The organism is Brevundimonas sp. NPDC090276, from assembly GCF_044772165.1.
Classification (GTDB): domain Bacteria; phylum Pseudomonadota; class Alphaproteobacteria; order Caulobacterales; family Caulobacteraceae; genus Brevundimonas.
In genome coordinates this window covers 1,033,683-1,056,467 of record NZ_JBIVYK010000002.1, presented here as the reverse complement: position 1 = coordinate 1,056,467, position 22,785 = coordinate 1,033,683, and the positions used below count along the sequence as shown (strand labels likewise).

Sequence of the window (22,785 nt, the reverse complement as noted above, 5' to 3'; positions counted from 1 at the left end):
GGGCCGCGTCAGGCTCCCGGCAGGACGACGGGCGACAGGCGCGGCAGGGTGCATTTGTGCGGCGTCATGTCTGTGTTCGGATTGGCGTACTTGTTCGGGCCGTCCACGTTCAGAACGCCCGCCTCGCCGTTGTCGATGCAGATGCGCAGCGCAGCGGGCAGTTGGCCGTTCACCAGGCGTTTGGGATTGACGTAGCCGTCCCAGAGGATGTCGGGGAAGCGGCCGGTCGGGCCGAACTTGGCGATGCGCAGAGCCTGGAATTCCATGCCGTCGGGGGCATTGCCGCCGCCGCTGAAGCGGTTGTCCTTGATCAGGATAGCCTCAGGATAGGGGTCGAAATCGGCGCTCATAGCGCTGTCCGAGTAGCCCGCCGAGAACAGGGCTGAGATGATGATGTTGCCGGTCTTGTTGTCGGCGATCTCGTTGTCGAAGATCTCGACCTGATCGTTGGAGTTGACGATGACGCCCGTGCCCGCCGGGACGCTGGCGACCGGGGTGCCGGCGTGGCCGAAGTTGCGCGTGTTGTTGGCGATGGCGCGGTTGTTATAGACGCGCGTCCGATAGCCCGCCTGCTGCAGCTGGGGCATGTTGAAGACCAGAATGCCGCCGGTGTTGTTGGTGGCCAGGTTTTCATAGACGTCGGCGTCGATGCAGTTCTCGATCTCGATCCCGGCGACGTTGTATTCTGCGCGGTTGCGGCGAACCACGACGTTCCTGGACTGGCCGACATAGATGCCGGCGTCGGACGCGCCGATCGCCACGCTGTCCTCGATCAGGACGTTCTTCGTCTGCACCGGATAGATGCCGTAGGCGCCGTTCTCGGTCTTCGGCCCCTGCGTCCACTCCGTGCGGATCCGGCGCACGATGATGTTCTCGCCCTCGTTGATCTTCAGGGCGTCGCCCTTGGTGTCCTCGAGCGCCAGGTCCTCGATGGTGAAGTTGCTGGCGGTGACCAGCAGGCCCTGGGCGCCCGCCGCCTGATTGCGGAAGTTCAGGATGGTCTTGTCCATGCCCTGACCGCGAATGGTCACGCCATCGACGGCGAGGCTCAGGCTGGTGTCGATGGTGAAGACGCCCGCCGGAATTTCGATCACCGTGCCGGGCTTGGCGTCGATCAGCGCCTCCATCAGTTCGTTCTGGTAGGTGGTGTTGGCCTTCGAAAGGTCCGTGCCCTTCTCGGCCGGCTTGGCCCCGCAGGCGCCCAGCACCAGCATCATCGCGACCGGCAGCCATGTGCGCGTTTTCATGATTTCCCCTCCAGAACGCCCGTGAGTGTTTCCCCCTCAGGAGGTTTTCATAACGTCGGTGTTCTCGCAAGCAGAAAAGGAAACTGTTTCTGTTTTTGCAGCAGTCAAATCCGCGGCAGGGGGCGTTCTAGTGAACGGCGGCTAGACGCGTCCCTTAACCGGCAACAGCGCGCCCGTCACCGCCGAGGCGGCGTCGCTGGCGAGGAACAGCATGACCGACGCCAGCTCTGACGGTTCAACCCAGGTCGAAAAATCGGCGTCGGCCATGTCGGCGCGGTTGGCGGGGGTGTCGATGATGGAGGGCAGGACGGCGTTGACTGTCAGGGCGCTGGCCTTGGTTTCCTCGGCTAGGGCCTCCGTCAACTTGTGCACCCCGGCCTTGGACGCGGCGTAGGCCCCCATGCCGGCGCCGGCCTGAAGCGCGCCCAGGGCGCCGACATTGACGATACGTCCGGCGGCCGATTGCGACAGATGAGGCAGGGCAGCGCGGCAGGCGTTCAGCACGGTCGTCAAATTCATCCGGTGCATCCGGTCCCAGTTTTCCAGCGGACCATTGGTCGTTTGCCAGACGAAGCCGCCGACCGCGTTGAGCAGGTTGTCGATCTTGCCGAAGCGTCGGGCCACTGCGTGCAGAGCGGCTTCGGCGGCCGCGGGATCGGTCAGGTCGACGCCACCCAGGCTCATCCAGTCGTCGCCGTCCTCGCGGGCGATGGGGTCGAAGTCGATGGCCGCCACGGCGTCGCCACGCGCCAGCGCCGAGTCCGCGATCGTGCGGCCCAGCACGCCTGAGGCGCCGGTGATCACTGTGACTCGCTTGCTCATCGCACTCTCTCGTATTGGCTTTTGCGCAGCTTCAGGCGGCGTCTCGGCCGGGTCAAGATGGGTGTAGAGCGCGGCTCGTCGTTGAAAGGGTCTCCTGCGTAAACAGTGATTTTCTAGCCCGCTTCGTCGACGCTTGGCCGTTGTCGGATCAGGGGTTTGCCGCCTTAACTGTATTTCCGCCGGGGCAGGGGCCCGGTGTTGATGGGCCGGCTTCATGTCTCTTGTTCAGGTCGAGAACGACGGCGGAGTGGCGATGGTGACGCTGAACCGGCCGGAGAAACACAACGCCCTGAACGCCGAGATGATGGTTCGTCTGGCCGAGGCATGGGACGAGATCGCGCAGGATGACAGCGTCCGGGTGGTCCTGCTGACCGGTGCGGGGGAGCGGGCCTTTTGCGCGGGCGCGGATCTGGGCTCGTTAGCGCCCCTGGCCACGGGAGCGAGGGCGCCGGAGACTGTGTTCGAGAAGCGGTGGGTCGATGAGCATCAGTCGCTGGTGGATCGCGCCCTGCTGCGCCGCACCGACTTTCACAAGCCGGTCGTGGCGGCAGTCAATGGATTGGCCGTGGCCGCCGGGTTCGAACTGATGCTGAGCGCCGACCTTCGCGTGGCCTCGACAGCCTCGACCTTTCAACTGAGCGAGGTGCGGCACGGGCTGATCCCCAGCGGCGGCTCGCTGGCGCGTCTGCCGCGCCAGATCGGCTGGACCAACGCCATGGAGATCATCCTGGCGGCCAGCGTGATCGAGGCGGACCGCGCCCTGCCGATGGGTTTGATCAACCGCATTGTCGCGCCGACGGACGTGCGCGTGACAGCAAGGGCGTTGTGCGACCGGATCGCCGAAGGCGCGCCTCTGGCATTGACCAAGGCCAAGGAGGCGGTTCTGTGCTCCAGCGGCCGCGGCCTGCCTGAGGCCTTCGAGATCGAGCAGGCATGTCAGGCCGTGGTTATGGCCAGTCAGGATGCGCGCGAAGGTCCGCTGGCCTTTATGGAGCGTCGCGCGCCGCAGTTCACGGGGCGCTAGGCATGGCGGCCCCGTTTGTCAGTTTTCTGAATAGTTTCGTCACGCGAACAATTGTCATGATCAAGCGGACATGTAGGGTGAGCGTCAGGACCAGTCGTGGCGCGTGGGGGCGTGAGGCGATGGACCGCGTAGAGAGTGGCCGGGGGAGGCTGTGATTTCTATCTGGGACGGCATCGAAGAGTATATTTCGGTCGTGGAGACGGGCAGTTTCACCGCCGCTGCCGACCAGTTGGGCGCCTCCAAGTCCTTTGTCAGCAAACGGGTCAGCGAGTTGGAGACCCGGCTCGGCGTGCAGCTTCTGAAGCGCACCACGCGTCAGGTGTCGATGACGGCTATCGGCGAGCGCTTCTATACCTCGTGCCGGGATATGCGCCGGTCGCTGGCGGCGGCCAGCCATGAGGCGGCGCAGATGCAGCAGACGCCGACCGGCAAGCTGAAGGTGTCTTTGAACGACACCTTCGACGTCAACTTCATCTCGGCGGTCATCGCCGACTTCGCCTGCCAGTATCCGGGCGTGGGCATCGAGGTCCACGCGGGCTCGCGCGAGGTCGATCTGATCGGCGAGGATTTCGACGTCGCCATCCGCTACGGCGACCTGATCGACTCAAGCCTGCGCGCGGCCCGCATTGGTTACCTGTCCTTCTGTATGTGCGCCTCGCCCGCCTATCTGGCCGAGCATGGGACGCCCAAGGGCATCGCCGATCTGAAGAACCACATCTGCCTGTCCGACCTGACCGGGCACTGGTGGTTCAATTCCACCGACGGGGCCGAGAAGGTGCGGGTCAACGGACGCTGGAAGAGCAACAAGGGGGCGGCGCTGCGTGTAGCCGCCGTGCGGGGGCTGGGTCTCGCGCAACTGCCGATCGCCTTCGTGCGCAGCGAGCTGGCGTCGGGCGCCCTGGTCGCGGTCGAGGACGAGTGGAGCTACTATGACCGCGAGGCCTGGGCCATCTTCGCGCCCGGCACGCCGGTGCCCGCGACGCTGAGGCTGTTGCTCGACTTTCTGTCCAGTCGCTTCGCCCGCACCCAACTTCGGCCCTGGATGCAGACCTCGCTGGCCGAGCTGGACGTCTTCCTGGCGGGACGAAGCTCGGCCGAGACCGAGCCGGTCGGCTGAAAGCCATACGGGCCGATTGTCCGTCCGCGCGAACGCTCAGTCTAAGCACGACGCCTTATCGCGGCGCCCGTTCTTGATAACGTGCCGGCTCAGTCTGCACCGTCATAGGCGGGCAGACGCCGCTATCGCTGAACTTTAGACGTCGGACCAACCGGCGCTTTGGGAGGATTATCCATGGTCGACCGGTTCCCCATGCCGATTCCGTTCGGTTGGTTCTTTGTCTCCTATTCGAACGAGCTGAAGATCGGCGACGTCAAGCCGGTCCGCTATTTCGGCGAGGATTTGGTGCTGTATCGCACCGAGGGCGGCGTCGCCGGTCTGGCCGAGGCCTATTGCCCGCACCTGGGCGCCCATATCGGTCATGGCGGCGTCGTCGAGGGCGAGACCATCCGTTGCCCCTTCCACTCCTGGGCCTTTGATCTGAACGGCGCCTGCAAGGACATCCCCTATTCGCGGATCATTCCGCCGGCGGCGCGCAAGCCGGGCTGCCTGAGGACCTATCCCATCACCGAGACCAATGGCGTGGTCTGGGCCTGGCACCATCCGCAGGGCGTGGCCCCCATGTTCGAGGTCGAGGTGCTGGACGAGGTGTCGTCGCCCGACTGGGCCGCGCCGATCCGTTTTGAGTGGACCTTCGACAGCAATCCGCAGGAGATCGCCGAGAACGGCGTCGATCTGGCCCACTTCAAATACGTGCACAAGATGGACGCGGTCCCTGAAGGCGAGAGCCATTACGAGGGTCATGTGCGCCGCAGCCTGGCTGCGGGTCAGCGCACCATGGAGCTGCCCGACGGCACGGTCCGCACCCTGGATACCGAGGTCCGCACCCTGCAGACGGGCGCTGGTCAGAAGTCGACCCGGTTCAAGGGCATGGCCGATCTTCTGCTGCAGGTTCTGGCCACCCCGGTCGAGCACGACAAGGTCGAGCTGCGTTTCGAATTCCGCCACCCGAAATTCCCCGAAGGCGCGCCCGAGAACGAGATGATCCGTCGCTCGATCGCCGGCATCATCGGCCAGTCGGGCGTCGAGGGCGACATTCCGATCTGGCACACCAAGATCCACCGCGTCCGTCCGCTGCTATGCGACGGCGACGGTCCGGTGCTGCGTTTCCGCGAGTATTTCGAGCAGTTCTACCAATTCGATGGTGATCCGGCCGCGCGCGTCGCGGCTGAATAGTCGTCGATCATCCTTTCCCTCCACTCGGTAGACAGGCGTTCTGATGGGAATGGTGATGGGGTCGGAACGGCGCGCGCATGAGGCGGCGCCGCTTCCTATCCAGCAATGCACGATCCGGATCGACAAGGAGGACATCAAGTTCTCCGCCGGTCATTTCACACTGTTCGCGGACGGCGCGCGCGAGCGTCTGCACGGCCATAATTTCAAGGTCGCGGCGGTCATCTCCACCCGTGTGACGGCCCATGGAATGGCGTTTGATTACAATATTATCAAGCGTGTGCTTCGTGCTTTATGCGAGGAATTGGACGAGTACGTCCTGATCCCGACCCAGGCGCCGTCGCTGGCGATCAGCACGGTCGGGCGCAGCGTCGTGATTGTCTTTGGCGAGGACGAGTTCCGCCTGCCGGTGGACGACGTGCGCCTGCTGCCGATCCGCAATACGACGGTCGAGGAACTGGCCGCCTATCTGCTGAACCGGCTGGCGGGGCAGGAGGCCTGGTCCGCGCGCTGGGGCGTGACCGAGATCGCGCTGGAGGTCTCGTCCGGTCCCGGTCAGTCGGCCCAGTGCCGCTGGCGGAGCGTCGGGGCATGAGGCGCGGCGCCGTCGTGACGGGCGGCAGTCGGGGCATCGGTCTGGCGACAGCGCGGCTGTTTCAGAGCTTGGGCCATGAGGTGATCAGCCTGTCACGCTCGGCGTCGCCGACGCCGGAGATCGCACATCTGGCCGCCGACATCACCGACCTGGCGCAGGTCGAACAGGCGGCGGACATTCTGTCTGAACGCGCTGCGGGCTGGGACCAGACGATCCTGATACACAACGCCGCCGTCCATCGCCATGACACGGTCGGCGATCTGTCGGCGCGCGATCTTCTGGCTGTGCTTAGCGCCAATCTGGCCGCCCCCCAGGCGCTGAACCGGCGGCTGATTCCTGTGATGAAGCCGGGGTCCGCCATCCTCTATGTGGGCTCGACCTTGGCGGAGAAGGCGGTGGCGGGCGCCGCCTCCTATGTCGCCAGCAAGCACGGCATGATCGGTCTGATGCGGGCGACCTGTCAGGATCTGGCGGGCAGTGGAATCCACACCGCCTGCGTCTGTCCCGGCTTCACCGATACCGAGATGCTGCGCACGCACATCGGTGATGCGGTCGAGACGATCACCGGCATGGTGGTGGCGGGCCGGCTGCTGAAGCCCGAAGAGATCGCGAACCTGATCCGCGTTTGCGCCGATAGCCCCGCGCTGAACGGCGCGGTGCTGCACGCCAATCTGGGTCAGATCGAACGGTGAGACGAGTGTTCGTCATGGGAAACAAAGCCGCCGTTCAGGCGGACTTATCCCGCAGTCGTCGCTGAATATAGTCGAGCATCGGATCGTTTCCGTCGCCCTTTTCATCCCTTAGAAAGATCATCAATGACCGTCCTGGATGATGCGCCAGTAACCCGGGTGATCCCCGATGACGAACCGGCGATGAAGGCTGGTGAACCCGTAGGGCAGGCCGAGAAACAGCCCTCAAGCGTCTATGCCTGGGCGGTCGTGATCCTGCTGTTCGTCTGCTACACGATTTCGGCCATCGACTCGCGGGTCATGACCCTGATGGTGTCGGACATCCGCCAGGACCTGAAGCTGGACGATTTCCAGATCAGCCTGGTGCAGGGCTTCGCCACCGTGCTTCTGGTCGCCGTGGCGGCTGTGCCGATCGGGCGTATCGTCGATAACGGACGCAATCGCGGCAAGCTGCTGGCGGGGGGCATCGTCCTGTGGTGCTTGGCCACGGCGGCCAGCGGCCTGTCGCGGACCTTTGGTCATCTGTTCGGCGCGCGGGTCGCGGTCGGCATCGGGGAATCCACCCTGGGGCCGACGGCCTATTCGCTGATCAGCGACTATTTCGAGCCCAAGCGCCGCGCCTTCGCCATCAGCGTTTTTGCCCTTGGCTATCCGGTCGGCGGCGGGCTGGCCCTGGTCATCGGCGCCTATGTCTTGCAACTGGCCAAGGCGCACGGCGCGGTGATGGTGCCGATCATCGGTCTGGTTCAGCCCTGGCAGATGGTCTTCTTCATTGTCGGCCTGCCGGGTCTGCTGGTCGCGGGCCTTGTGGCCATGATCCGCGAGCCCAAGCGCCACGCCGCGCCCACGGCGGTGATCGGGGTCGAGCGTCTGACGTTGCGCGAAACCGGCGTCTTCCTGGCCCGTCGCTGGAAGGTCTATTCCTCGCTGATCGGCTCGGTGTCCCTGCTGGGGATGCTCGCGATCGGCACGGCCATCTGGTACCCGACCTTCCTCATCCGCACCTATGGGATGAGCGCCACCGAGGCGGGCTATTCCTTCGGCATCCTGATGATCGTTTGCGGCGGTCTGGGCAATCTCACCGGGGGCTGGTTCTCGGGCTTCTTCATGCGCCGGGGCCATCCGGGCGCCAATCTGAACATCATGATCTGGGTGACCCTGGTGAAGGTCGCGCCTCTGGTGGTCGGGCCGCTGATGCCGACGGCGGGCGGGGCTCTGCTGCTGATGGGCGTCGCCACCTTCATCGGCCAAGGCACCAACAGCGTCGCCCTGGCCTCGCTGCAGGACATCACCCCCAGCCGCCTACGCGGTCAGATGACGGCCCTGATGCTGATGTGCGTGACCACCATCGGCATGGCCCTGGGCTCCAGCGTCATCGCCGCCGTGACCCAGTTCGTCTTCCACGACGACAATGCGCTGCGCTACTCGCTGGCCATCCTGCCGGCCATCATTGGCCCGCTGGTGGCGCTGATGTTCTTCATGGCCCGCAGACCCTACCGCAACGCCATGATCGAGATGGGCGAGTGGCACGAGAAGAAGAAGGCATGAGCGTCGCGACCCTTCCTCGGGCGGTGATCGACGCGGCCGCCCGGTTCGGCGACGCCCTGGCCATTGTCGATGATGAACGCCTGACCTTCGCCCAACTGGAGCAGCGCGTGCTGCAAGGCGCGGCGGCCCTGATCGAGGCGGGTCTGATGCCCGGCGACCGGGTCGCGATCTGGGCCCCGAACAGCGCGGCATGGATCGTCTCCTGCCTGTCGGTCCAGTCGGCCGGCGGCGTGGTGGTGACCATGAACACCCGGCTGAAGGGACTGGAGGCGCAGTACATCCTCGACAAGACCCGCGCCCGCATCCTGCTGACGGTCGGCGATTTTCTGGGGCAGGACTACCGCACCTTGCTGGAGGGTCTGGACCTGCCGCATCTGGAGCGGGTCCTGACCCTGGACGGGGATTGGGACGCCTTCGCGGCGACAGGCCGAAATCTGGACGCCGCGCGCGCCGCCATGCTGGCGGTCAGGGGCGAAGACCCGGCCGACATCTTGTTCACCTCGGGCACGACGGGCCATCCCAAGGGCGTGGTCAGTGGTCACGCCCAGAGCGTTCAGGCCTTCACCTGCTGGGCCGATTGCGCCGGGCTGGGGGAGGGTGACCGCTATCTGATCGTCAATCCCTTTTTCCATACCTTTGGCTACAAGGCCGGCTGGCTGGCCTGTCTGCTGAAGGGGGCTACGGCCTATCCGATGGCGACCTTCGAGCCGATTCGGGTCGTCGAGTTGATCGAGGCCGAGGGCATCACGGTCCTGCCGGGACCGCCGACCATCTTCCAGCAGATGCTGGCCAGCAGCGCCGAGACGGGCGTGACACTGTCGTCGATCCGCGTCGCGGTGACCGGGGCCGCCTCGGTGGCGCCGTCTCTGGTGCAGCGGATGCAGGACGAGCTGGGCATCCGCAACGTCCTGACCGCCTATGGCCTGACCGAGAGCTCGGGCATGGTGACGATGAGCCAGATGGGCGACGGCGTCGATCGCATCGCCAACAGCTGCGGCAAGCCCATTCCCGGGGTCGAGGTGAAGTGCGTCGATCGCCTGGGGGAGCCGGTCGCGACCGGCCGCGAAGGCGAAATCTGGGTGCGCGGCTTCAATGTCATGGCCGGCTATTTTGAGGACCCGAAGGCGACCGCCGAGGCGGTGGACGCCGACGGCTGGCTGCACACAGGCGACATTGGCTGTTTCGACGCCGACGGCTATCTGCGGGTCACGGACCGGATGAAGGACATGTTCATCACCGGCGGCTTCAACTGCTATCCGGCCGAGATCGAGCGCATCCTGTCGGCCCACCCGGCCATCGCCCAGGTGGCGGTGATCGGCACGCCGGACGAGCGCATGGGCGAGATCGGCAAGGCCTTCATCGTCCTGCGCGCCGGGGCCGAGGCTAATGCCGAGGAAATCCGCCAGTGGTGCCGCGCCAACATGGCCAACTACAAGGTGCCGCGCCTGTTCGCCTTCATCGACGTTCTGCCGGTCAATCCGGCGGGCAAGGTGCAGAAGTTCCTGCTGGCCGCCATGCCTTCCGAAGAAGGCCTGCGTCATGTCGGGTGAGGGTTCGGTCACGGTCGATCTGACGGGTCAGGTCGCCCTGGTCACGGGCGGGGCCAAGGGGATCGGCAAGTCCATCGCCGAGGCTCTTCTGGGGGCCGGATGCCGCGTCGTGGTCTGCGGCCGGAGCGAGCCTGAGGCCCTGCCGACGCATGGCGGGCGGACCGCCGAGTTCGTGGCCTGCGACGTGCGTGTGGCCGATCAGGTGCGGGCCATGGTCGATGGCTTGGTCGAGCGGCATGGCCGGCTGGATATCGTGGTCAACAACGCCGGCGGCTCACCTCTGGCCGAGGCCGCGACCGCCTCGCCGCGCTTCAGCGACGCCATCGTGGCGCTGAACCTGATGGCGCCCATGCATGTGTCGCAGGCGGCCTGGCGGCATATGCAGGCGCAGCCGAACGGCGGCTCCATCGTCAACATCTGCAGCGTCTCGGGCGTGCGGCCGTCGCCGGGCACGGCCATCTATGGCGCGGCCAAGGCCGGGCTGATCAACCTGACCCAGAGCCTGGCGATGGAGTGGGGACCGAAGATCCGCGTCAACGCCGTCATCGTCGGCCTGATCGCCACCGAGGGCGCCGCCGATCACTATGGCGCCGGTCATGCCGCGATCGCTCAGGCCCTGCCGCTGAAGCGGATGGGCGTCGGGCGCGATATCGCCAATGCGGTTCTGTATCTGTCTTCGCCCCTTGCGTCCTACGTCAGCGGGGCGCGGCTGTCGGTCGACGGCGGCGGCGAACGGCCTTCCTTCCTCGACCTGGTCTAGACTCCGGCCAGGACCGGCGAACTGGGCCTCTCCCTCGTGGAGAGGCCCTTTTTTATGCCGAGGTGGAGGGGGAGATCAGGCGTGCAGGGCGCCGCGCGCTTCGCGGGGCAGGCCCAGGGCGCGCTCGGCGATGATGTTGCGCTGGATCTGGTTGGTGCCGGCGTAGATGGTCTCGGCGCGCGACATCAGGTGCATATGGGTCAGGGCGTTGAAGTCGGCCTCGCCCGTGCCGATCTGGCCCGACAGACCCTGAACATCCATGGCCAGTTCGCCCAGCGAACGGCGCCACAGCGCCCAGTAGAGCTTGTAGGTATAGGCGCCCGACGTCGGGGACGGGTCCTGATTGGCCAGCATCCGCAGGGCGCTGGCGCGCATGACCGTCAGACCGACGTGGGCCTTGGCCAGACGCTGGCGGATCAGGGGCGAGCGGGCCGCGCCATTGGCTTTTGCGAGGGCGACCAGTTCGTCCAGCTCGTTCCTGAAATGCATCTGCTGGCCCAGGGTCGAGACCCCGCGCTCGAAGGCCAGGGTGGCCATGGCGACCTTCCAGCCTTCGCCCGGCTGGCCGACGATGTTCTCGGCGGCGGTCTCGGCGTTGTCGAAGAAGACCTCGTTGAACTCGGCCTCGCCGGTCATCTGGCGGATGGGGCGGACGGTGACGCCCGGCTGGTTCATCGGCACCAACAGATAGGCCAGGCCGCTGGCGCCGCGCGTGCCGGAATCGGCGCGGCAGATGACGAAGACCCAGTCCGAGAACTGGGCCATCGAGGTCCAGACCTTCTGGCCGTTGATGATCCAGCGCCCGTCCTTCAGCCAGGCGGTGGTGCGGACGTTGGACAGGTCGGAGCCGGCGTTCGGCTCGGAATAGCCCTGGCACCAGATGTCGGCGCCCGAGGCGATGCCGGGCAGGAACTGCTGCTTCTGCTTTTCGGTGCCGTGCAGCAGCAGGGTCGGTCCCGCCAGCTCGACGCCGATATGGCCGATGCGCGAGGGCGCTTTGGCGCGGGCGTATTCCTCGGCGAAGATGACCTGTTCGGCGATGCTGGCGCCGCGACCGCCCCATTCCTCGGGCCAGCCGATGCAGCCGTAGCGCGCCTTGCCCAGAGCCGCCTCCCACTCCCGGCGCTCGGGAATGGAGTCGACGTGGTTGTTCAGCCCGCGCAGGTGGGCGAAGGGGCCGGACAGCTGCTCGTCCAGCCAGGCCGCGACCTGACGACGAAAGCCCTCGTGTTCGGGCGCGAAATTGCGGCTCATCCCAGCCTCCTAGATGGCTTCGGCGATGGTCAGGGTCAGGCCGTCCAGAGCGTCGCTCATCTGGATCTGGCAGGCGAGGCGAGAACTGGGACGGACCTCGATCACGTCGCCGATGGCCTCGATCATCTCGCGCTCGTCGTCCTCGGCCTCGGTCAGTTTGGTCAGCCAGGCGTCGTCGACATAGACGTGGCAGCTGCCGCACGAACAGGCCCCGCCGCAGGTGCCCTCGACCGTGGTGCCGCCGTCGCGCAGGGCTTCCATCAGGCGACGGCCTGAGGGAACCGTCAGCGTCAGTTGCTGGCCGTCCTGCTGGGTCACGAAAATCTGGGGCATCAGAACACCTCGAACAGGGCGGCGGCGCCCATGCCGCCGCCGACACACATGGTCACCACGGCGTGCTTGACGCCGCGACGCTTGCCTTCAATCAGGGCGTGCGCCGCCGTGCGCACTCCGGTCATGCCGAAGGGGTGGCCCACGGCGATGGCCCCGCCGTCGACATTGAACAGTTCCGGGTCGATTCCCAGAGTGTCGCGGCAATAGAGGGTCTGACAGGCGAAGGCCTCGTTCAGTTCCCACAGGCCGATGTCGGAGACCTTCAGCCCGTGGCGGGCCAGCAGTCTGGGCACGGCGAAGACGGGGCCAATGCCCATCTCGTCAGGACGACAGCCGGCGACGCTCATGCCCAGACAGGCGCCCAGAGGCGACAGACCCGCGCGCTCGGCGGCGGCGGCCTCCATAATCACCACGGCGGCGGCGCCGTCCGACAGCTGCGAGGCGTTGCCCGCGGTGATATGGCGGCCCTGCTTGATGATGTCGCCGTCCTTGAACACCGGCTCCAGCGCCGCGAGGTTTTCCAGCGTGGTCGAGGCGCGCGGGCCTTCGTCGGCGGTCAGGGTCACGGTCTCATGGCTGATCGCCCCAGTGGCCTTGTCCACCACCTGCTTGCGCGTGGTCAGGGGCGCCAGTTCGGCATTGAAGCGTCCTGCGTCCTGGGCGGCGGCGGTGCGTTGCTGGCTCTCAAAGCTGTACTGATCCTGCGCCTCGCGGCTGATCCCATAGCGGTCGGCAACCAGTTCGGCGGTCTCGATCATCTGCATGTACATATGCGGCGAGTGGGCGATGACGCTCTCGTTGCGGGCGCGCCAGGCGTTCTTGTGCTTGTTCTGGGTCAGGGTGATGGACTCGACCCCGCCCGCGACCACGACATCCATGCCGTCGTCGGCGATCTGTTTCGAGGCGGTGGCGATGGCCATCAGGCCCGAGGCGCACATCCGGTCCAGCGCCATGCCGGCGACGCTGTCAGGAAAGCCTGCGGCGGCGGCGGTCAGACGGCCGATGTTATACCCTTGGGTCCCCTGCTGGGCGGCGCAGCCGACGATGACGTCCTCGATGCTGGCCGGGTCTATGCCCGCCCGGCGCACGGCCTCGGCGGCGACGTGGCCGGACAGGGCGGTGGCCTCGGTGTCGTTGAAGGCGCCGCGATAGGCCTTGGCGATGGGGGTGCGGGCGGCGCTGACGATGACGGCTTGGCGCATGGAATCTCTTTACGGATAATAGCGGCTGATGGCGTCGAGGACGCAGGCGGGCCTGGCCTCGCCCTCGATCTCGATGGTGATGCGGACGGTGGCCTGAACCGACCCGGCCTTGGCTTCTTCGGCGTGCAGCAGGACGCCCGAGCCGCGCAGGCAAGAGCCGACCCGGACCGGGGCGAGGAAGCGGATATTGTCGACGCCGACGTTCACCCCCATCGAAAAGCCGCGCACCTCGATGATCTGGGGCAGGAAGAGGTTGGCCAGCGAGACGGTCAGGTAGCCGTGGGCGATGGTGGCGCCGAAGGGGCCAGACTTGGCGCGTTCGGGATCGACGTGGATCCACTGGTCGTCGCCGGTGACGTGGGCGAAGCCGTCGATGCGGTCCTGATCAATCTGCACCCAGTCGCTGACGCCGAGGGCTTCATCGGTCAGTCCCAGCATGGCCTGCGGGGTCTCGAAGACGCGCATGGCCTCAGGCCCTCTGGCTGGAGACCGACAGCACTTCGCCGGTCATGTAGGAGGACAGGTCCGAGGCCAGGAAGAGCATGGCGTTGGCGACCTCCCAGACCTCGGCGGGACGACCGAAGGCCTCCTGCGATGCGAGGGATTGCAACAGTTCCGGCGTCGTCACCTTGGCCAGGAAGGCGTGCATGGCGATGGAGGGGGCGACGGCGTTGATGCGCACGCCGTGCTCGGCGGCTTCCAGCGCTGAACAGCGGGTGAAGGCCATGACCCCGGCCTTGGCGGCGGCGTAGTGGGCCTGAAGCTTCTGCGCCCGCCAGCCCAGGACCGAGGCGTTGTTGACCACGGCGCCGGACCCTTGCGCATACATGATGGGCAGGAAGGCGCGGCTCATGCGGAAGACGCTGGTCAGGGTCACGTCGATGACGCGGGCCCATTCGTCGTCGGCCATATCGACCACGGCGGTCGAACCGCCCAGGCCGGCGTTGTTGACCAGGATGTCGACCCGGCCCAGCTCCTCGACCGAACGGGCGGCCAGGGCCTGAACCTCGGCCTCCACGGTGACGTTGCACAGCTGGGTCGCCGGGCGCCGGCCGACGGCGGCCTCGATGGCGTCGGCGGCCTCGTTCAGGCGGCGCTCGTGCAGATCGCTGATCAGCAGGGTCGCGCCTTCCTCGGCGAAGCGCTTGGCGACGGAAAAGCCGATGCCGGTGCCGGCGGCGGCGGTGATGACGGCGGTCTTGCCCTGCAACAGGTTGCGGGCGACCGGATAGGGCGGAGGAGGGGTCATGCGGAGGGCTCCGACGCCTCGTCCAGACCCATCAGGCCGGCGACGGCTTCGTAATGATGCGAGGGGCCGCCCAGCAGAGCGGCGCTGGCGCGGGCGCGCTTGAAATAGAGGTGGGCGTCGTGTTCCCAGGTGAAGCCGATGCCGCCGTGGATCTGGATGGCGTCGCCCGCGCATTGCAGGAAGGCCTCGGAGCAGCAGGCCCCGGCGACGGCGGCGGCCTCTTCCATCTCGTCGGGCACATCCAGCAGGCGCACCGCGTAATGCAGGGCCGAGCGGGCGGATTCGACGGCCATCATCATGTCGGCCAGCTTGTGCTTGATGGCCTGGAAGGAGCCGATGACGCGGCCGAACTGGACGCGCTGCTTGGCGTAGTCGGTGGTGATCTCCAGCGTCCGTTCGGCCCCGCCCAGCTGTTCGGCGGCCAGCATGACCGTGCCGACCGCCAGCATCCGGTGGATAGCGGCGGCGGCCTTGCCCGGCGCGCCCAGCAGGGCGTCGTCGCTGACGCGGACCTGATCGAAGCGGACGCGGCTGAAGGGGCGGGTGAGGTCCAGACTGGTCAGGCGCTCAATGCTGATCCCCGGCGTGTCGGCGGCGACGGCCAGCAGACTGAGGCCCTCCCAGCCGCTTGTTCCCGCGGTGCGGGCGACGACGATCAGCAGATTGGCAGCGTGGCCCATCAGGACATATTCGGCGGTCCCGTCGAGCCGCCAGCCGTCGCCGTCCGCCGTCAGACGGATGGCGACATCGCCGGGAACAGGCGCGCCCGAGGCGCCGGTCAGGCAGACGGCGGCGCGGATCTCGCCCTCGACCAGACGCGGCAGGAACTCGACCTGTCGCGCCTCGCAGCCCGCCGACATCAGGGCGGGCAGAGCCAGACCCAGGGTCGGGAACAGCGGGGCCGCTGTCAGGGTGCGCCCGGCTTCTTCATGCAGGATGGCCAGCTCGACCAGGCCCAGGTCGCTGCCGCCGAAACGCTCGGGCGCGGCGACGCCCAGCCAGCCCATCTCCTGCGCCATGGCGCGCCATTGCTCGGCGTCCCAGCCGGCGGCGGTTTCGATGGCGGCGCGCAGACGGGCCGAGCTGCCGTGTTCGTCCAGAAACGCGCGGGCGCTTTCGGCGATGGCCAGTTGTTCGTCGCTGAGGGTGATGTTCATTCGCCTGCCCTCAGCCCGCGCCATAGACGGCTTGGGCCGGGGTGCGCTGGGCCAGAAGCTCATGGACAACAGCGCCGACCTCGGACGGACGCCAGCGGCGAGCCTGATCCACGCCGGGGCCGTTGCGCCAGCCCTCGGACAGCATGATCCGTCCGCCCTGCAGTTCGAACACCTGACCCGTCACCTCGGCGGAGCTCGCGCTGGCCAGCCAGACGATGGTGGGGGCGACATTGGCGGGGTCGTTGGCGTCGAAGCCGTCCTCGGGCGCCTGCATAGCCTCGGCAAAGGCGGTTTCGGTCATGCGGGTGCGGGCGGCCGGGGCCAGGGCGTTGGCGGTGATCCCATAGCGGCCCAGCTCGGCGGCCTGAACCAGGGTCAGGCTGGCGATGCCGCCCTTGGCCGCGGAATAGGCGCTCTGGCCGATCGAGCCCTGCAGGCCTGCGCCGGAAGAGGTGTTGATGATGCGGGCCTCGGGATTGCGCCCCGCCTTCTGCTTGGCGCGCCAGTAGTCGACGGCGGCGCGGCTGACGCAAAAATGACCGCGAAGGTGGACGCGCAGCACCGCGTCCCATTCCTCGGGCGTGCAGGAGACGAACATCCGGTCGCGCACGAAGCCGGCGTTGTTGACCACGGCGTGCAGGTCGCCAAAGGCGTCGAGCGCCGTCTGGACCATGCGCTGGCCGCCCTCGACCTCGGTCACGTCGTCGGTGTTGGCGACGGCCTTGCCGCCGGCGGCGAGGATCTCATCGACCACGGCCTGGGCCGCGCCGAGCGTCTGACCGGCCTCGCCGTGGGTTCCGACGCCCAGGTCGTTGACGACGACCTTCGCGCCTTCCGCCGCAAGGGCCAGGGCGTAGGCGCGGCCCAGTCCGCCGCCCGCGCCCGTGACGATGACCACGCGGCCTTCACAGATACCGAACATGGACGCTTTCCTCACAGACGCTCGATGATGGTGACATTGGCCTGACCCCCGCCCTCGCACATGGTCTGCAGGGCGTAGCGGCCGCCGCGGCGTTCCAGTTCGTTGAGCATGGTCGTCATGATGCGCGCGCCGGTGGCCCCCAGCGGGTGGCCGAGCGCAATGGCGCCGCCGTTGACGTTGACCCGGTCGCGCGGAATGCCGAGCTCCTTCATCCAGGCCATGGCGACCGAGGCGAAGGCTTCGTTGCATTCGAACAGGTCGATGTCCTCGATCCGCAGGCCGGTCTTTTCCAGCGCATGACGGGTGGCCGGGATGGGCGCGGTCAGCATCCAGACTGGATCATCGGCGCGCACCGACAGGTGGTGGATGCGGGCGCGCGGCTTGAGGCCATGATCGGCGACCGCTTTCGGCGAGGCGAGCAGCAGGGCGGCGGCGCCGTCGGCGGTCTGGCTGGCCACGGCGGCGGTGATGCGCCCGTCGGGCGTCAGCGGTTGCAGCGTCGCCATCTTCTCCAGCGAGGTCTGACGCGGGGTTTCGTCGTGCGTCACGCCCGCCAGCGGGATGATCTCATTGTCGAAGCGCCCGGCCTCGGCGGCGTCGAGCGCGCGCTGATGGCTCTCCAGCGCGAACTGCTCCATCTCGGCGCGGCTGATGTTCCACTTGTCGGCGATCATCTCGGCCGAGCGGAACTGGCTGACCTCCTGATCGCCATAGCGGGCTTGCCAGCCGGTCGAGCCGCGGAAGGGATCGGCAAAGCCATAGGCCTGACCGGCCAGCATGGCGGCGGAGATCGGGATGGCGTTCATGTTCTGCACGCCGCCAGCGACGACCATGTCCTGGGTCCCGCTCATCACGCCTTGCGCCGCGAAATGCACCGCCTGCTGGGCCGAGCCGCACTGGCGATCAATGGTCACGCCGGGAACGTGCTCGGGCAGGCCCGCCGCCAACCAGCAGGAGCGGGCGATGTCGCCAGCCTGAGAACCGATGGTGTCGCAGCAGCCAAAGACCACGTCCTCGACCGCGCCAGGATCGACCCCGACGCGCGCCATTAGCGCCGAAAGGACGTGTCCGCCCAGATCGGCGGAATGGACGTGGGCCAGTCCGCCCTTCTTGCGCCCGACGGGGGTGCGGACGGCGTCGATGATATAGGCCTCATGCGGCATGGGCGGCGTCTTCCTTCAGGGCGGCCCAGGCGAAGCTGTGGTCGATGTCGGGGGAGGAGAGGGCGCGGCTCCTGACCCGCGCGCGGTGGAAGCTTTCGTCGCCCCAGACGCCCGCCAGGGCCAGGCCGCGCTTCAGCAGGAAGTGGACGTCCACCTCCCACGAATAGCCCATGGCTCCGTGGACCTGGATGGCGGTGCGGGCGGCCAGGGATGCGGCCTCGGTCGCAGCCAGCTTGGCGTGGGAGGCGCGGGCGCGCGACAGGACGTTGTCGGCGGCGCGCTCGGCGGCGGCGGCGAAGACGACGGGGCGGGCGAACTCGATTCTGACCTGGGCCGTGGCCAGCAGGTGTTTCACCGCCTGATTGACGCCGATGGGCTTGCCGAACTGGGTGCGTTCCTTGGCGTAGTCGACGGCCAGTTCGACGCTGCGCTCGGCCAGACCGATGCACTGGGCGGCGGCGAAGATGGCGCCGCGTTCCAGCGCCGTGGCCAGCAGGGGGGCAACTGTGGCGGCGCTGCCGATCAGGGTCTCGTTCGAGGGCGTCCAGACCACGCGCGACAGGCGGCGGAAGGGGTCGACGCTCGGCTGGGCGATCAGCTCGACCGCTGCCCGCTCGACCAGATGCAGGGCGCCGTCGTGGACCAGCAGCAGGGCGCCGGCCGTATCGGCGTCGGCGATGAAGGGGTTGGACGGATGGCCCAGAGCCACCGTCGTTTCGCCCGCCAAAACCCGGTCCAGCCAGTGGCCAGCGCGCGGATGATCGACCGCCGCCAGCAACGGCAGGACCACGCCCGCCAGTTCGATCAGCGGCTCCGGCAGGGCGGCGTGACCGCAGGCCTGGGCGATGAGCACGAAGTCGGTTTCGTCCAGACCCAGACCGCCCCTGGCCTCGGGGACCATGACGCCGGTCAGGCCCAGATCGAAAATCTGGCGCCAGCGCGTCTCGTCGCGCGCCGTGCCGCTGTCCATCAGGCGGCGCAGATGCGCGCCCGTGCATTCCGCCCGAAGCAGGCTGCGGACGACCTGGGCGATGGCCTGTTGTTCGTCGGAGAAGGCGAAATCCACGATCAGCCCCTCGGCAGGCCGAGCAGGCGCTCGGCGATGATGTTGCGCTGGATCTCGTTCGATCCGGCGTAGATCGGCCCAGCCAGCGAGAAGAGATAGCCGCCCAGCCAGTCGCCGGTGTCGGTATCGGGCGTCGCCAGCAGCTCGACGCGCGGGCCGAGGATGGCCATGGCCGTCTGGTGCAGGGCGATGTCCATCTCGGACCAGAAGATCTTGTTGCAGCTGGCCTCGGCTCCGATCGTCCCGCCCGCCGTCAGACGACAGGCCGTCGAATAGATCGACAGGGCATAGGCCTCGGCGTTCATCCAGGCCTGGGCCACGTCGCGGCCTAGCGCCGGATCGACCGCGTCTTCGTGGCGGCGATAGAGGGCGGCCAGTCGGCGCGCGGCCTCCTGATAGCGGGCCGGGCTGCGCAGCATCAGGCCGCGCTCGAACCCGGCGGTGGCCATGCAGACGTGCCAGCCCTGCCCCTCGTCGCCCAGCCGGTTGGCGACCGGCACGCGGGCGTTTTCCAGAAAGATTTCGGCGAAGCCCGCCTCGCCGTCGATCTGCGGGATGGGCTGGACGCGGACGCCCGGCGTCTTCAGGTCCATCAGCAGCAGGGACAGGCCCTTGTGACGTTGCGACCCCGCCTCGGTGCGGACCAGAACAAAGGCCCAGTCGGCGAAGACGGCGCGCGACGACCAGATCTTGTGGCCATTGAGGACATAGTCCTCGCCGTCGACGACGGCGGTGGCGGCCACGGCGGCCAGATCGCTGCCCGCCTGGGGCTCGGACCAGGCCTGAGCCCAGATTTCATCGCCGGCGGCCATGGCGGGCAGGAAGCGGGCCTTCTGTTCGGGCGTGCCGAACTCCATCAGGGTCGGGCCCAGCAGGAAGATGCCGTTCTGATTGACCCGACCGGGCGCGCCGGCGCGGTAGTATTCTTCCTCGAAGATCAGCCACTGGACGAGGTCCAGCGCCCGGCCGCCATAGGCCTTAGGCCAGGTGACCATGCCGAAATTGCCTCGGCTCAGGGTGCGCTCCCACTCGCGGTGGGCCTCGAAACCTTCGGCGGTGTCGAATGAGGGCAGGGGCTGGACGGGCACGTGGCCGGCCATCCAGGCGCGCACCTCGTGCCGGAAGGCCGTCTGCTCGGGGGTGTAACTCAGGTTCACTGGGATGACCTTCAGAACGTCGCGGTCTGGTTGTCGTGGACGAAGGCGTCGCGTGAGGCCTGGCTGTCCGCGTGCATGTACATTTCCAGGGTGAAGCCCTGTTCGAAGCGGTAGCCGTGGTCGACGTCGCGGGCCTCGAGCCCGTTCAGCGCCTGCTTGGCCAGGACCAGGGCGGTGCGGCTCTTGGCGGCGATGACGGCGGCGAAGGCGCGGGCCTCGGCGTGCAGGTGATCGCGCGGAACCAGCTTCTCGACTCCGCCGAGGCGCCAGGCGTCCTGGGCCGTGACCCTGCCGCCGGTGAAGAAGGCGGCGCGCACCACATGGAGGGGCAGCATCCGCGACAGGTGCGAGGCCCCGCCCATGGCGCCACGGTCGATCTCGGGCAGGGAGAAGTAGCAGTCGTCCGAGGCGATGACCGTATCCGCCGCGCCGCAGATGCCGATGCCGCCGCCGATGACGAAGCCGTGAGCGGCGACCACGACCGGCACCGGGCAGTCGCGCACGGCCTTGAAGGTCAGGTAGTTGCCCCGGTTCAGGGCCACGATCCGCTCGGGGTGGGCCTGCATCTCCTTGATGTCGACGCCGCCGCAGAAGCCGCGCCCCTCGGCCCGGACCAGGACGCAGCGCACCTCTTCGCGACTGCCGACCTCGGTGATGATGCCGGGCAGGGCGTTCCACAGCGCGGAGTCCAGGGCGTTGACCGGCGGGTGGTCGAGGATGACCTCGCCGATGCGGTCTGTGATGTCGGTGCGGATGGGCATGTCAGGGTTCCGTCAGGCCGCCGTCGTCAGGGAGGAGGCGAGGGGGCTGCTCACAGCCTCCAGCCGCGTGCGGGCCTGAGCGACAATCTGTTCGATGAGGTCGTGGCAGGTCGGCAGGTCGCCGAGACGCCCCGCCACCTGGCCGGTGGCCATCAGGCCGTCGTCAGGCTGGCCCTCGACCACGGCGCGCTGGATCAGCATGGGGGCGCTGGCGGCCATCATGGCCTGGGCCAGGGTCAGTCCGCCATGGCTGGTCATGGCGCGGGCGGCGGCCAGAAGCTCGGGCGTCGAGGCCCCCGAGGCGCGCTTCATCATCAGAGCGCTTTCCAGCGCGCGCAGCCACATGGAGACGGGACCGGCGCTTTCGATGCGGGCCAGACGCCGGTTGCGGATCATCCGCTGGGGCAGACCGTCGACCTTGGTAGTGACCAGAATGTCGTCGGGACCTGCCTTCACATAGTGGGCCTTGGTGACGCCGGGCACGGGGCTTTCGGCGGTCATCAGGAAGCGGGTGCCCATAGCGATGCCCGCGGCGCCGTAGGCCAGGGCGGCGGCCAGACCGCGCCCGTCGCTAAAGCCGCCCGCCGCCACGACCGGCACGTCCACCGCGTCCAGAACTTGAGGCAGCAGGACGGTGGTAGCGACCGAGCCGGTATGGCCGCCGCCTTCGCCGCCCTGAACCGTGATCATGTCGCAGCCCAGCTCGACCATCTTGCGGGCGTGCTTCAGCGCTCCGACGGTGGGGATGCAGACGATGCCGGCGTCGCGGAAGCGGGCGATGATCGCCTTGTCCGGGCCGCGCCCGAAGCTGACGGCGCGGACCTGATCGCGCTCGGCCCGGATGATCTCGACGATCTCGGCGGCGCCCGGCTGGAACATGTGGAAGTTCACGCCGAAGGGCTTGTCGGTCAGCGTCTTCAGCTGCGCGATGGCCTGACGCAGTTCGTCGGGCCGCATCACCGCCGCGCCGAGGAAGCCGAAGGCGCCCGCCTCGCTGGTGGCGGCGACCAGCGAGGGCGTGGCGATCCAGCCCATGGCGGTCTGGACGATCGGATAGCGGCAGCCGAGCCGCGCGGTCAGTTCGGTATTGAGGGTCATGCCTTGCCCTCGTCCGCGCGCCTGTTGCCGGCGGCCATGGCCTTGCCGTCCAGGCCGCCCAGGCTGTGGCCGCTGACCAGATCGTTCTGGGCGTGGGCGAAGTGGTGCATGTGGAAGACGGCGTCCATGGCCGTGCGCTTGCCGCGCAAATCCTCGACGTGGTTCACCGCCTGCTTGGTCAGGGACAGGCCCAGACGCGGCATCAGGGCGATCTTTTCGGCGATGGCGCGGGTCTGGTCTTCCAACTGATCGCGGGCGACCAGGCGGTTGACCATGCCCAGTTCATAGGCGCGGGCGGCGGGCATCCGCTCGCCCAGGAAGAGGAACTCCTTGGCGATGCGCGGGTGCATCTCGAAGGCGTGGGCGAAGTATTCGACGCCGGGAATGCCCATGCGCACGACCGGGTCCTGAAACCAGGCGTCGTCCGAAGCGACGATCAGGTCGCAGACCCAGGCCAGCATCAGGCCCCCGGCGATACAGGCCCCTTGCACCATGGCGATGGTCGGCTTGGGGATGTCGCGCCAGCGGCGGCACATGCCCAGATAGACCTCGTGCTCGCGGGCATAGAGCAGCTCGGCGCCCGGCTTGTTGATGTGGTCATAGGTCAGGTGCCGACGATCAAAGCTCTTGTGCAGGTCGCGGCCCGGGGTGCCGATGTCGTGCCCCGCCGAAAAGTGTTTTCCCGCCCCGCGTAGGACGATGACCTTGACCGCATCGTCGTCGACGGCGCGGCGGAAGGCGTCGTCCAGCGCATAGGTCATCTGCGAGTTCTGGGCGTTGTGGAACGCCGTGCGATCCATGGTGATCCAGGCGACCGGCCCCTCTACCGCATAGGCGACGGGCGTCTCGGTCTCGTAGGTGATCTCGACGTCTTTCGGGGGGACCAGGTCGCTCATGA

23 protein-coding genes are annotated in these 22,785 nt (G+C 67.6%); 8 read left to right on the top strand and 15 right to left on the bottom strand.

The features are described 5' to 3' along the window. Positions 1-8: 8 nt before the first annotated feature. Positions 9-1,247, bottom strand: a complete 1,239-nt coding sequence (locus ACIQTU_RS10970) for a parallel beta-helix domain-containing protein (protein ID WP_400546571.1) — start codon at positions 1,245-1,247, stop codon at positions 9-11. 141 nt (positions 1,248-1,388) lie between these two features. Then, positions 1,389-2,069: an SDR family oxidoreductase gene (locus tag ACIQTU_RS10965; RefSeq protein WP_400546568.1), complete on the bottom strand. Its 681-nt coding sequence runs from the start codon at positions 2,067-2,069 to the stop codon at positions 1,389-1,391. A gap of 214 nt (positions 2,070-2,283) precedes the next feature. Between ACIQTU_RS10965 and ACIQTU_RS10960 the strand changes: the two genes are divergently transcribed. The 8 genes from ACIQTU_RS10960 (at position 2,284) to ACIQTU_RS10925 (ending at position 10,525) form a co-directional block, all read left to right on the top strand. Beyond that, a complete protein-coding gene (locus ACIQTU_RS10960; RefSeq protein WP_400546565.1) occupies positions 2,284-3,093 on the top strand; it encodes an enoyl-CoA hydratase/isomerase family protein in 810 nt (269 codons plus the stop codon). Between the two features lie 151 nt (positions 3,094-3,244). After that, positions 3,245-4,210 (top strand): LysR family transcriptional regulator, encoded by a 966-nt coding sequence (locus ACIQTU_RS10955; RefSeq protein WP_400546562.1) that lies wholly within the window; start codon positions 3,245-3,247, stop codon positions 4,208-4,210. Between the two features lie 174 nt (positions 4,211-4,384). Further along, entirely contained in the window at positions 4,385-5,386 is a 1,002-nt protein-coding gene (locus ACIQTU_RS10950; RefSeq protein ID WP_400546559.1) for an aromatic ring-hydroxylating dioxygenase subunit alpha, read from the top strand. Between the two features lie 55 nt (positions 5,387-5,441). Then, positions 5,442-5,978 carry a 6-pyruvoyl trahydropterin synthase family protein gene (locus ACIQTU_RS10945; protein WP_400546556.1) on the top strand — a complete coding sequence of 179 codons (537 nt, stop codon included), beginning with the start codon at positions 5,442-5,444 and terminating at the stop codon, positions 5,976-5,978. Beyond that, entirely contained in the window at positions 5,975-6,670 is a 696-nt protein-coding gene (locus tag ACIQTU_RS10940) for an SDR family NAD(P)-dependent oxidoreductase (protein WP_400546553.1), read from the top strand. Before ACIQTU_RS10945 ends, ACIQTU_RS10940 begins: the two co-directional genes overlap by 4 nt. 123 nt (positions 6,671-6,793) lie before the next feature. Continuing rightward, on the top strand, positions 6,794-8,215 hold the full coding sequence (locus ACIQTU_RS10935) for an MFS transporter (RefSeq protein ID WP_400546550.1): 1,422 nt from the start codon (positions 6,794-6,796) through the stop codon (positions 8,213-8,215). Next, positions 8,212-9,765, top strand: a complete 1,554-nt coding sequence (locus ACIQTU_RS10930; RefSeq protein WP_400546547.1) for a FadD3 family acyl-CoA ligase — start codon at positions 8,212-8,214, stop codon at positions 9,763-9,765. Before ACIQTU_RS10935 ends, ACIQTU_RS10930 begins: the two co-directional genes overlap by 4 nt. Further along, positions 9,755-10,525 (top strand): SDR family oxidoreductase, encoded by a 771-nt coding sequence (locus ACIQTU_RS10925; protein ID WP_400546544.1) that lies wholly within the window; start codon positions 9,755-9,757, stop codon positions 10,523-10,525. The genes ACIQTU_RS10930 and ACIQTU_RS10925 overlap by 11 nt, the downstream gene beginning before the upstream one ends. Before the next feature lie 75 nt (positions 10,526-10,600). On the opposite strand, the gene ACIQTU_RS10920 is transcribed toward ACIQTU_RS10925, so the two are convergent. From ACIQTU_RS10920 to ACIQTU_RS10860, 13 genes are read right to left on the bottom strand one after another with little or no spacing between them, the layout of a single operon-like run. Then, a complete protein-coding gene (locus ACIQTU_RS10920) occupies positions 10,601-11,779 on the bottom strand; it encodes an acyl-CoA dehydrogenase family protein (protein WP_400546541.1) in 1,179 nt (392 codons plus the stop codon). A gap of 9 nt (positions 11,780-11,788) precedes the next feature. Beyond that, positions 11,789-12,112 (bottom strand): 2Fe-2S iron-sulfur cluster-binding protein, encoded by a 324-nt coding sequence (locus ACIQTU_RS10915; RefSeq protein WP_400546538.1) that lies wholly within the window; start codon positions 12,110-12,112, stop codon positions 11,789-11,791. Next, complete coding sequence (locus tag ACIQTU_RS10910) at positions 12,112-13,314, bottom strand: acetyl-CoA C-acyltransferase (RefSeq protein WP_400546535.1); 1,203 nt, start codon at positions 13,312-13,314, stop codon at positions 12,112-12,114. Before ACIQTU_RS10910 ends, ACIQTU_RS10915 begins: the two co-directional genes overlap by 1 nt. 9 nt (positions 13,315-13,323) lie before the next feature. Next, positions 13,324-13,779, bottom strand: coding sequence for a MaoC family dehydratase (locus ACIQTU_RS10905; RefSeq protein ID WP_400546532.1), 456 nt, complete (start codon positions 13,777-13,779; stop codon positions 13,324-13,326). A 4-nt stretch (positions 13,780-13,783) separates the two neighbouring features. Beyond that, entirely contained in the window at positions 13,784-14,563 is a 780-nt protein-coding gene (locus ACIQTU_RS10900) for an SDR family oxidoreductase (RefSeq protein WP_400546529.1), read from the bottom strand. Next, on the bottom strand, positions 14,560-15,720 hold the full coding sequence (locus ACIQTU_RS10895; RefSeq protein ID WP_400546526.1) for an acyl-CoA dehydrogenase family protein: 1,161 nt from the start codon (positions 15,718-15,720) through the stop codon (positions 14,560-14,562). The genes ACIQTU_RS10900 and ACIQTU_RS10895 overlap by 4 nt, the downstream gene beginning before the upstream one ends. 10 nt (positions 15,721-15,730) lie before the next feature. Continuing rightward, a complete protein-coding gene (locus tag ACIQTU_RS10890; RefSeq protein WP_400546523.1) occupies positions 15,731-16,642 on the bottom strand; it encodes an SDR family oxidoreductase in 912 nt (303 codons plus the stop codon). An 11-nt stretch (positions 16,643-16,653) separates the two neighbouring features. Further along, positions 16,654-17,805: an acetyl-CoA C-acetyltransferase gene (locus ACIQTU_RS10885; protein ID WP_400546520.1), complete on the bottom strand. Its 1,152-nt coding sequence runs from the start codon at positions 17,803-17,805 to the stop codon at positions 16,654-16,656. Continuing rightward, positions 17,795-18,871 (bottom strand): acyl-CoA dehydrogenase family protein, encoded by a 1,077-nt coding sequence (locus ACIQTU_RS10880; RefSeq protein WP_400546517.1) that lies wholly within the window; start codon positions 18,869-18,871, stop codon positions 17,795-17,797. Before ACIQTU_RS10880 ends, ACIQTU_RS10885 begins: the two co-directional genes overlap by 11 nt. A gap of 2 nt (positions 18,872-18,873) precedes the next feature. Beyond that, positions 18,874-20,028, bottom strand: a complete 1,155-nt coding sequence (locus ACIQTU_RS10875) for an acyl-CoA dehydrogenase family protein (protein ID WP_400546514.1) — start codon at positions 20,026-20,028, stop codon at positions 18,874-18,876. 11 nt (positions 20,029-20,039) lie between these two features. Continuing rightward, on the bottom strand, positions 20,040-20,789 hold the full coding sequence (locus ACIQTU_RS10870) for an enoyl-CoA hydratase family protein (protein WP_400546511.1): 750 nt from the start codon (positions 20,787-20,789) through the stop codon (positions 20,040-20,042). A gap of 12 nt (positions 20,790-20,801) precedes the next feature. Then, the gene (locus tag ACIQTU_RS10865) at positions 20,802-21,887 is read right to left on the bottom strand and encodes an NAD(P)H-dependent flavin oxidoreductase (RefSeq protein ID WP_400546508.1); all 1,086 of its coding nucleotides are present in this window, start codon (positions 21,885-21,887) and stop codon (positions 20,802-20,804) included. Then, positions 21,884-22,783, bottom strand: coding sequence for an enoyl-CoA hydratase (locus tag ACIQTU_RS10860; protein WP_400546505.1), 900 nt, complete (start codon positions 22,781-22,783; stop codon positions 21,884-21,886). The genes ACIQTU_RS10865 and ACIQTU_RS10860 overlap by 4 nt, the downstream gene beginning before the upstream one ends. Between the last annotated feature and the right edge of the window lie 2 nt (positions 22,784-22,785).

Bases quoted from the DNA above. Each gene is read 5' to 3' on its own strand.
- ACIQTU_RS10970 (WP_400546571.1), bottom strand. From the start codon at position 1,247: ATGAAAACGCGCACATGGCTGCCGGTCGCGATGATGCTGGTGCTGGGC.
- ACIQTU_RS10965 (WP_400546568.1), bottom strand. From the start codon at position 2,069: ATGAGCAAGCGAGTCACAGTGATCACCGGCGCCTCAGGCGTGCTGGGC.
- ACIQTU_RS10960 (WP_400546565.1), top strand. From the start codon at position 2,284: ATGTCTCTTGTTCAGGTCGAGAACGACGGCGGAGTGGCGATGGTGACG.
- ACIQTU_RS10950 (WP_400546559.1), top strand. From the start codon at position 4,385: ATGGTCGACCGGTTCCCCATGCCGATTCCGTTCGGTTGGTTCTTTGTC.
- ACIQTU_RS10945 (WP_400546556.1), top strand. From the start codon at position 5,442: ATGGGGTCGGAACGGCGCGCGCATGAGGCGGCGCCGCTTCCTATCCAG.
- ACIQTU_RS10940 (WP_400546553.1), top strand. From the start codon at position 5,975: ATGAGGCGCGGCGCCGTCGTGACGGGCGGCAGTCGGGGCATCGGTCTG.
- ACIQTU_RS10935 (WP_400546550.1), top strand. From the start codon at position 6,794: ATGACCGTCCTGGATGATGCGCCAGTAACCCGGGTGATCCCCGATGAC.
- ACIQTU_RS10930 (WP_400546547.1), top strand. From the start codon at position 8,212: ATGAGCGTCGCGACCCTTCCTCGGGCGGTGATCGACGCGGCCGCCCGG.
- ACIQTU_RS10925 (WP_400546544.1), top strand. From the start codon at position 9,755: ATGTCGGGTGAGGGTTCGGTCACGGTCGATCTGACGGGTCAGGTCGCC.
- ACIQTU_RS10920 (WP_400546541.1), bottom strand. From the start codon at position 11,779: ATGAGCCGCAATTTCGCGCCCGAACACGAGGGCTTTCGTCGTCAGGTC.
- ACIQTU_RS10915 (WP_400546538.1), bottom strand. From the start codon at position 12,112: ATGCCCCAGATTTTCGTGACCCAGCAGGACGGCCAGCAACTGACGCTG.
- ACIQTU_RS10910 (WP_400546535.1), bottom strand. From the start codon at position 13,314: ATGCGCCAAGCCGTCATCGTCAGCGCCGCCCGCACCCCCATCGCCAAG.
- ACIQTU_RS10905 (WP_400546532.1), bottom strand. From the start codon at position 13,779: ATGCGCGTCTTCGAGACCCCGCAGGCCATGCTGGGACTGACCGATGAA.
- ACIQTU_RS10900 (WP_400546529.1), bottom strand. From the start codon at position 14,563: ATGACCCCTCCTCCGCCCTATCCGGTCGCCCGCAACCTGTTGCAGGGC.
- ACIQTU_RS10895 (WP_400546526.1), bottom strand. From the start codon at position 15,720: ATGAACATCACCCTCAGCGACGAACAACTGGCCATCGCCGAAAGCGCC.
- ACIQTU_RS10890 (WP_400546523.1), bottom strand. From the start codon at position 16,642: ATGTTCGGTATCTGTGAAGGCCGCGTGGTCATCGTCACGGGCGCGGGC.
- ACIQTU_RS10885 (WP_400546520.1), bottom strand. From the start codon at position 17,805: ATGCCGCATGAGGCCTATATCATCGACGCCGTCCGCACCCCCGTCGGG.
- ACIQTU_RS10870 (WP_400546511.1), bottom strand. From the start codon at position 20,789: ATGCCCATCCGCACCGACATCACAGACCGCATCGGCGAGGTCATCCTC.
- ACIQTU_RS10865 (WP_400546508.1), bottom strand. From the start codon at position 21,887: ATGACCCTCAATACCGAACTGACCGCGCGGCTCGGCTGCCGCTATCCG.
- ACIQTU_RS10860 (WP_400546505.1), bottom strand. From the start codon at position 22,783: ATGAGCGACCTGGTCCCCCCGAAAGACGTCGAGATCACCTACGAGACC.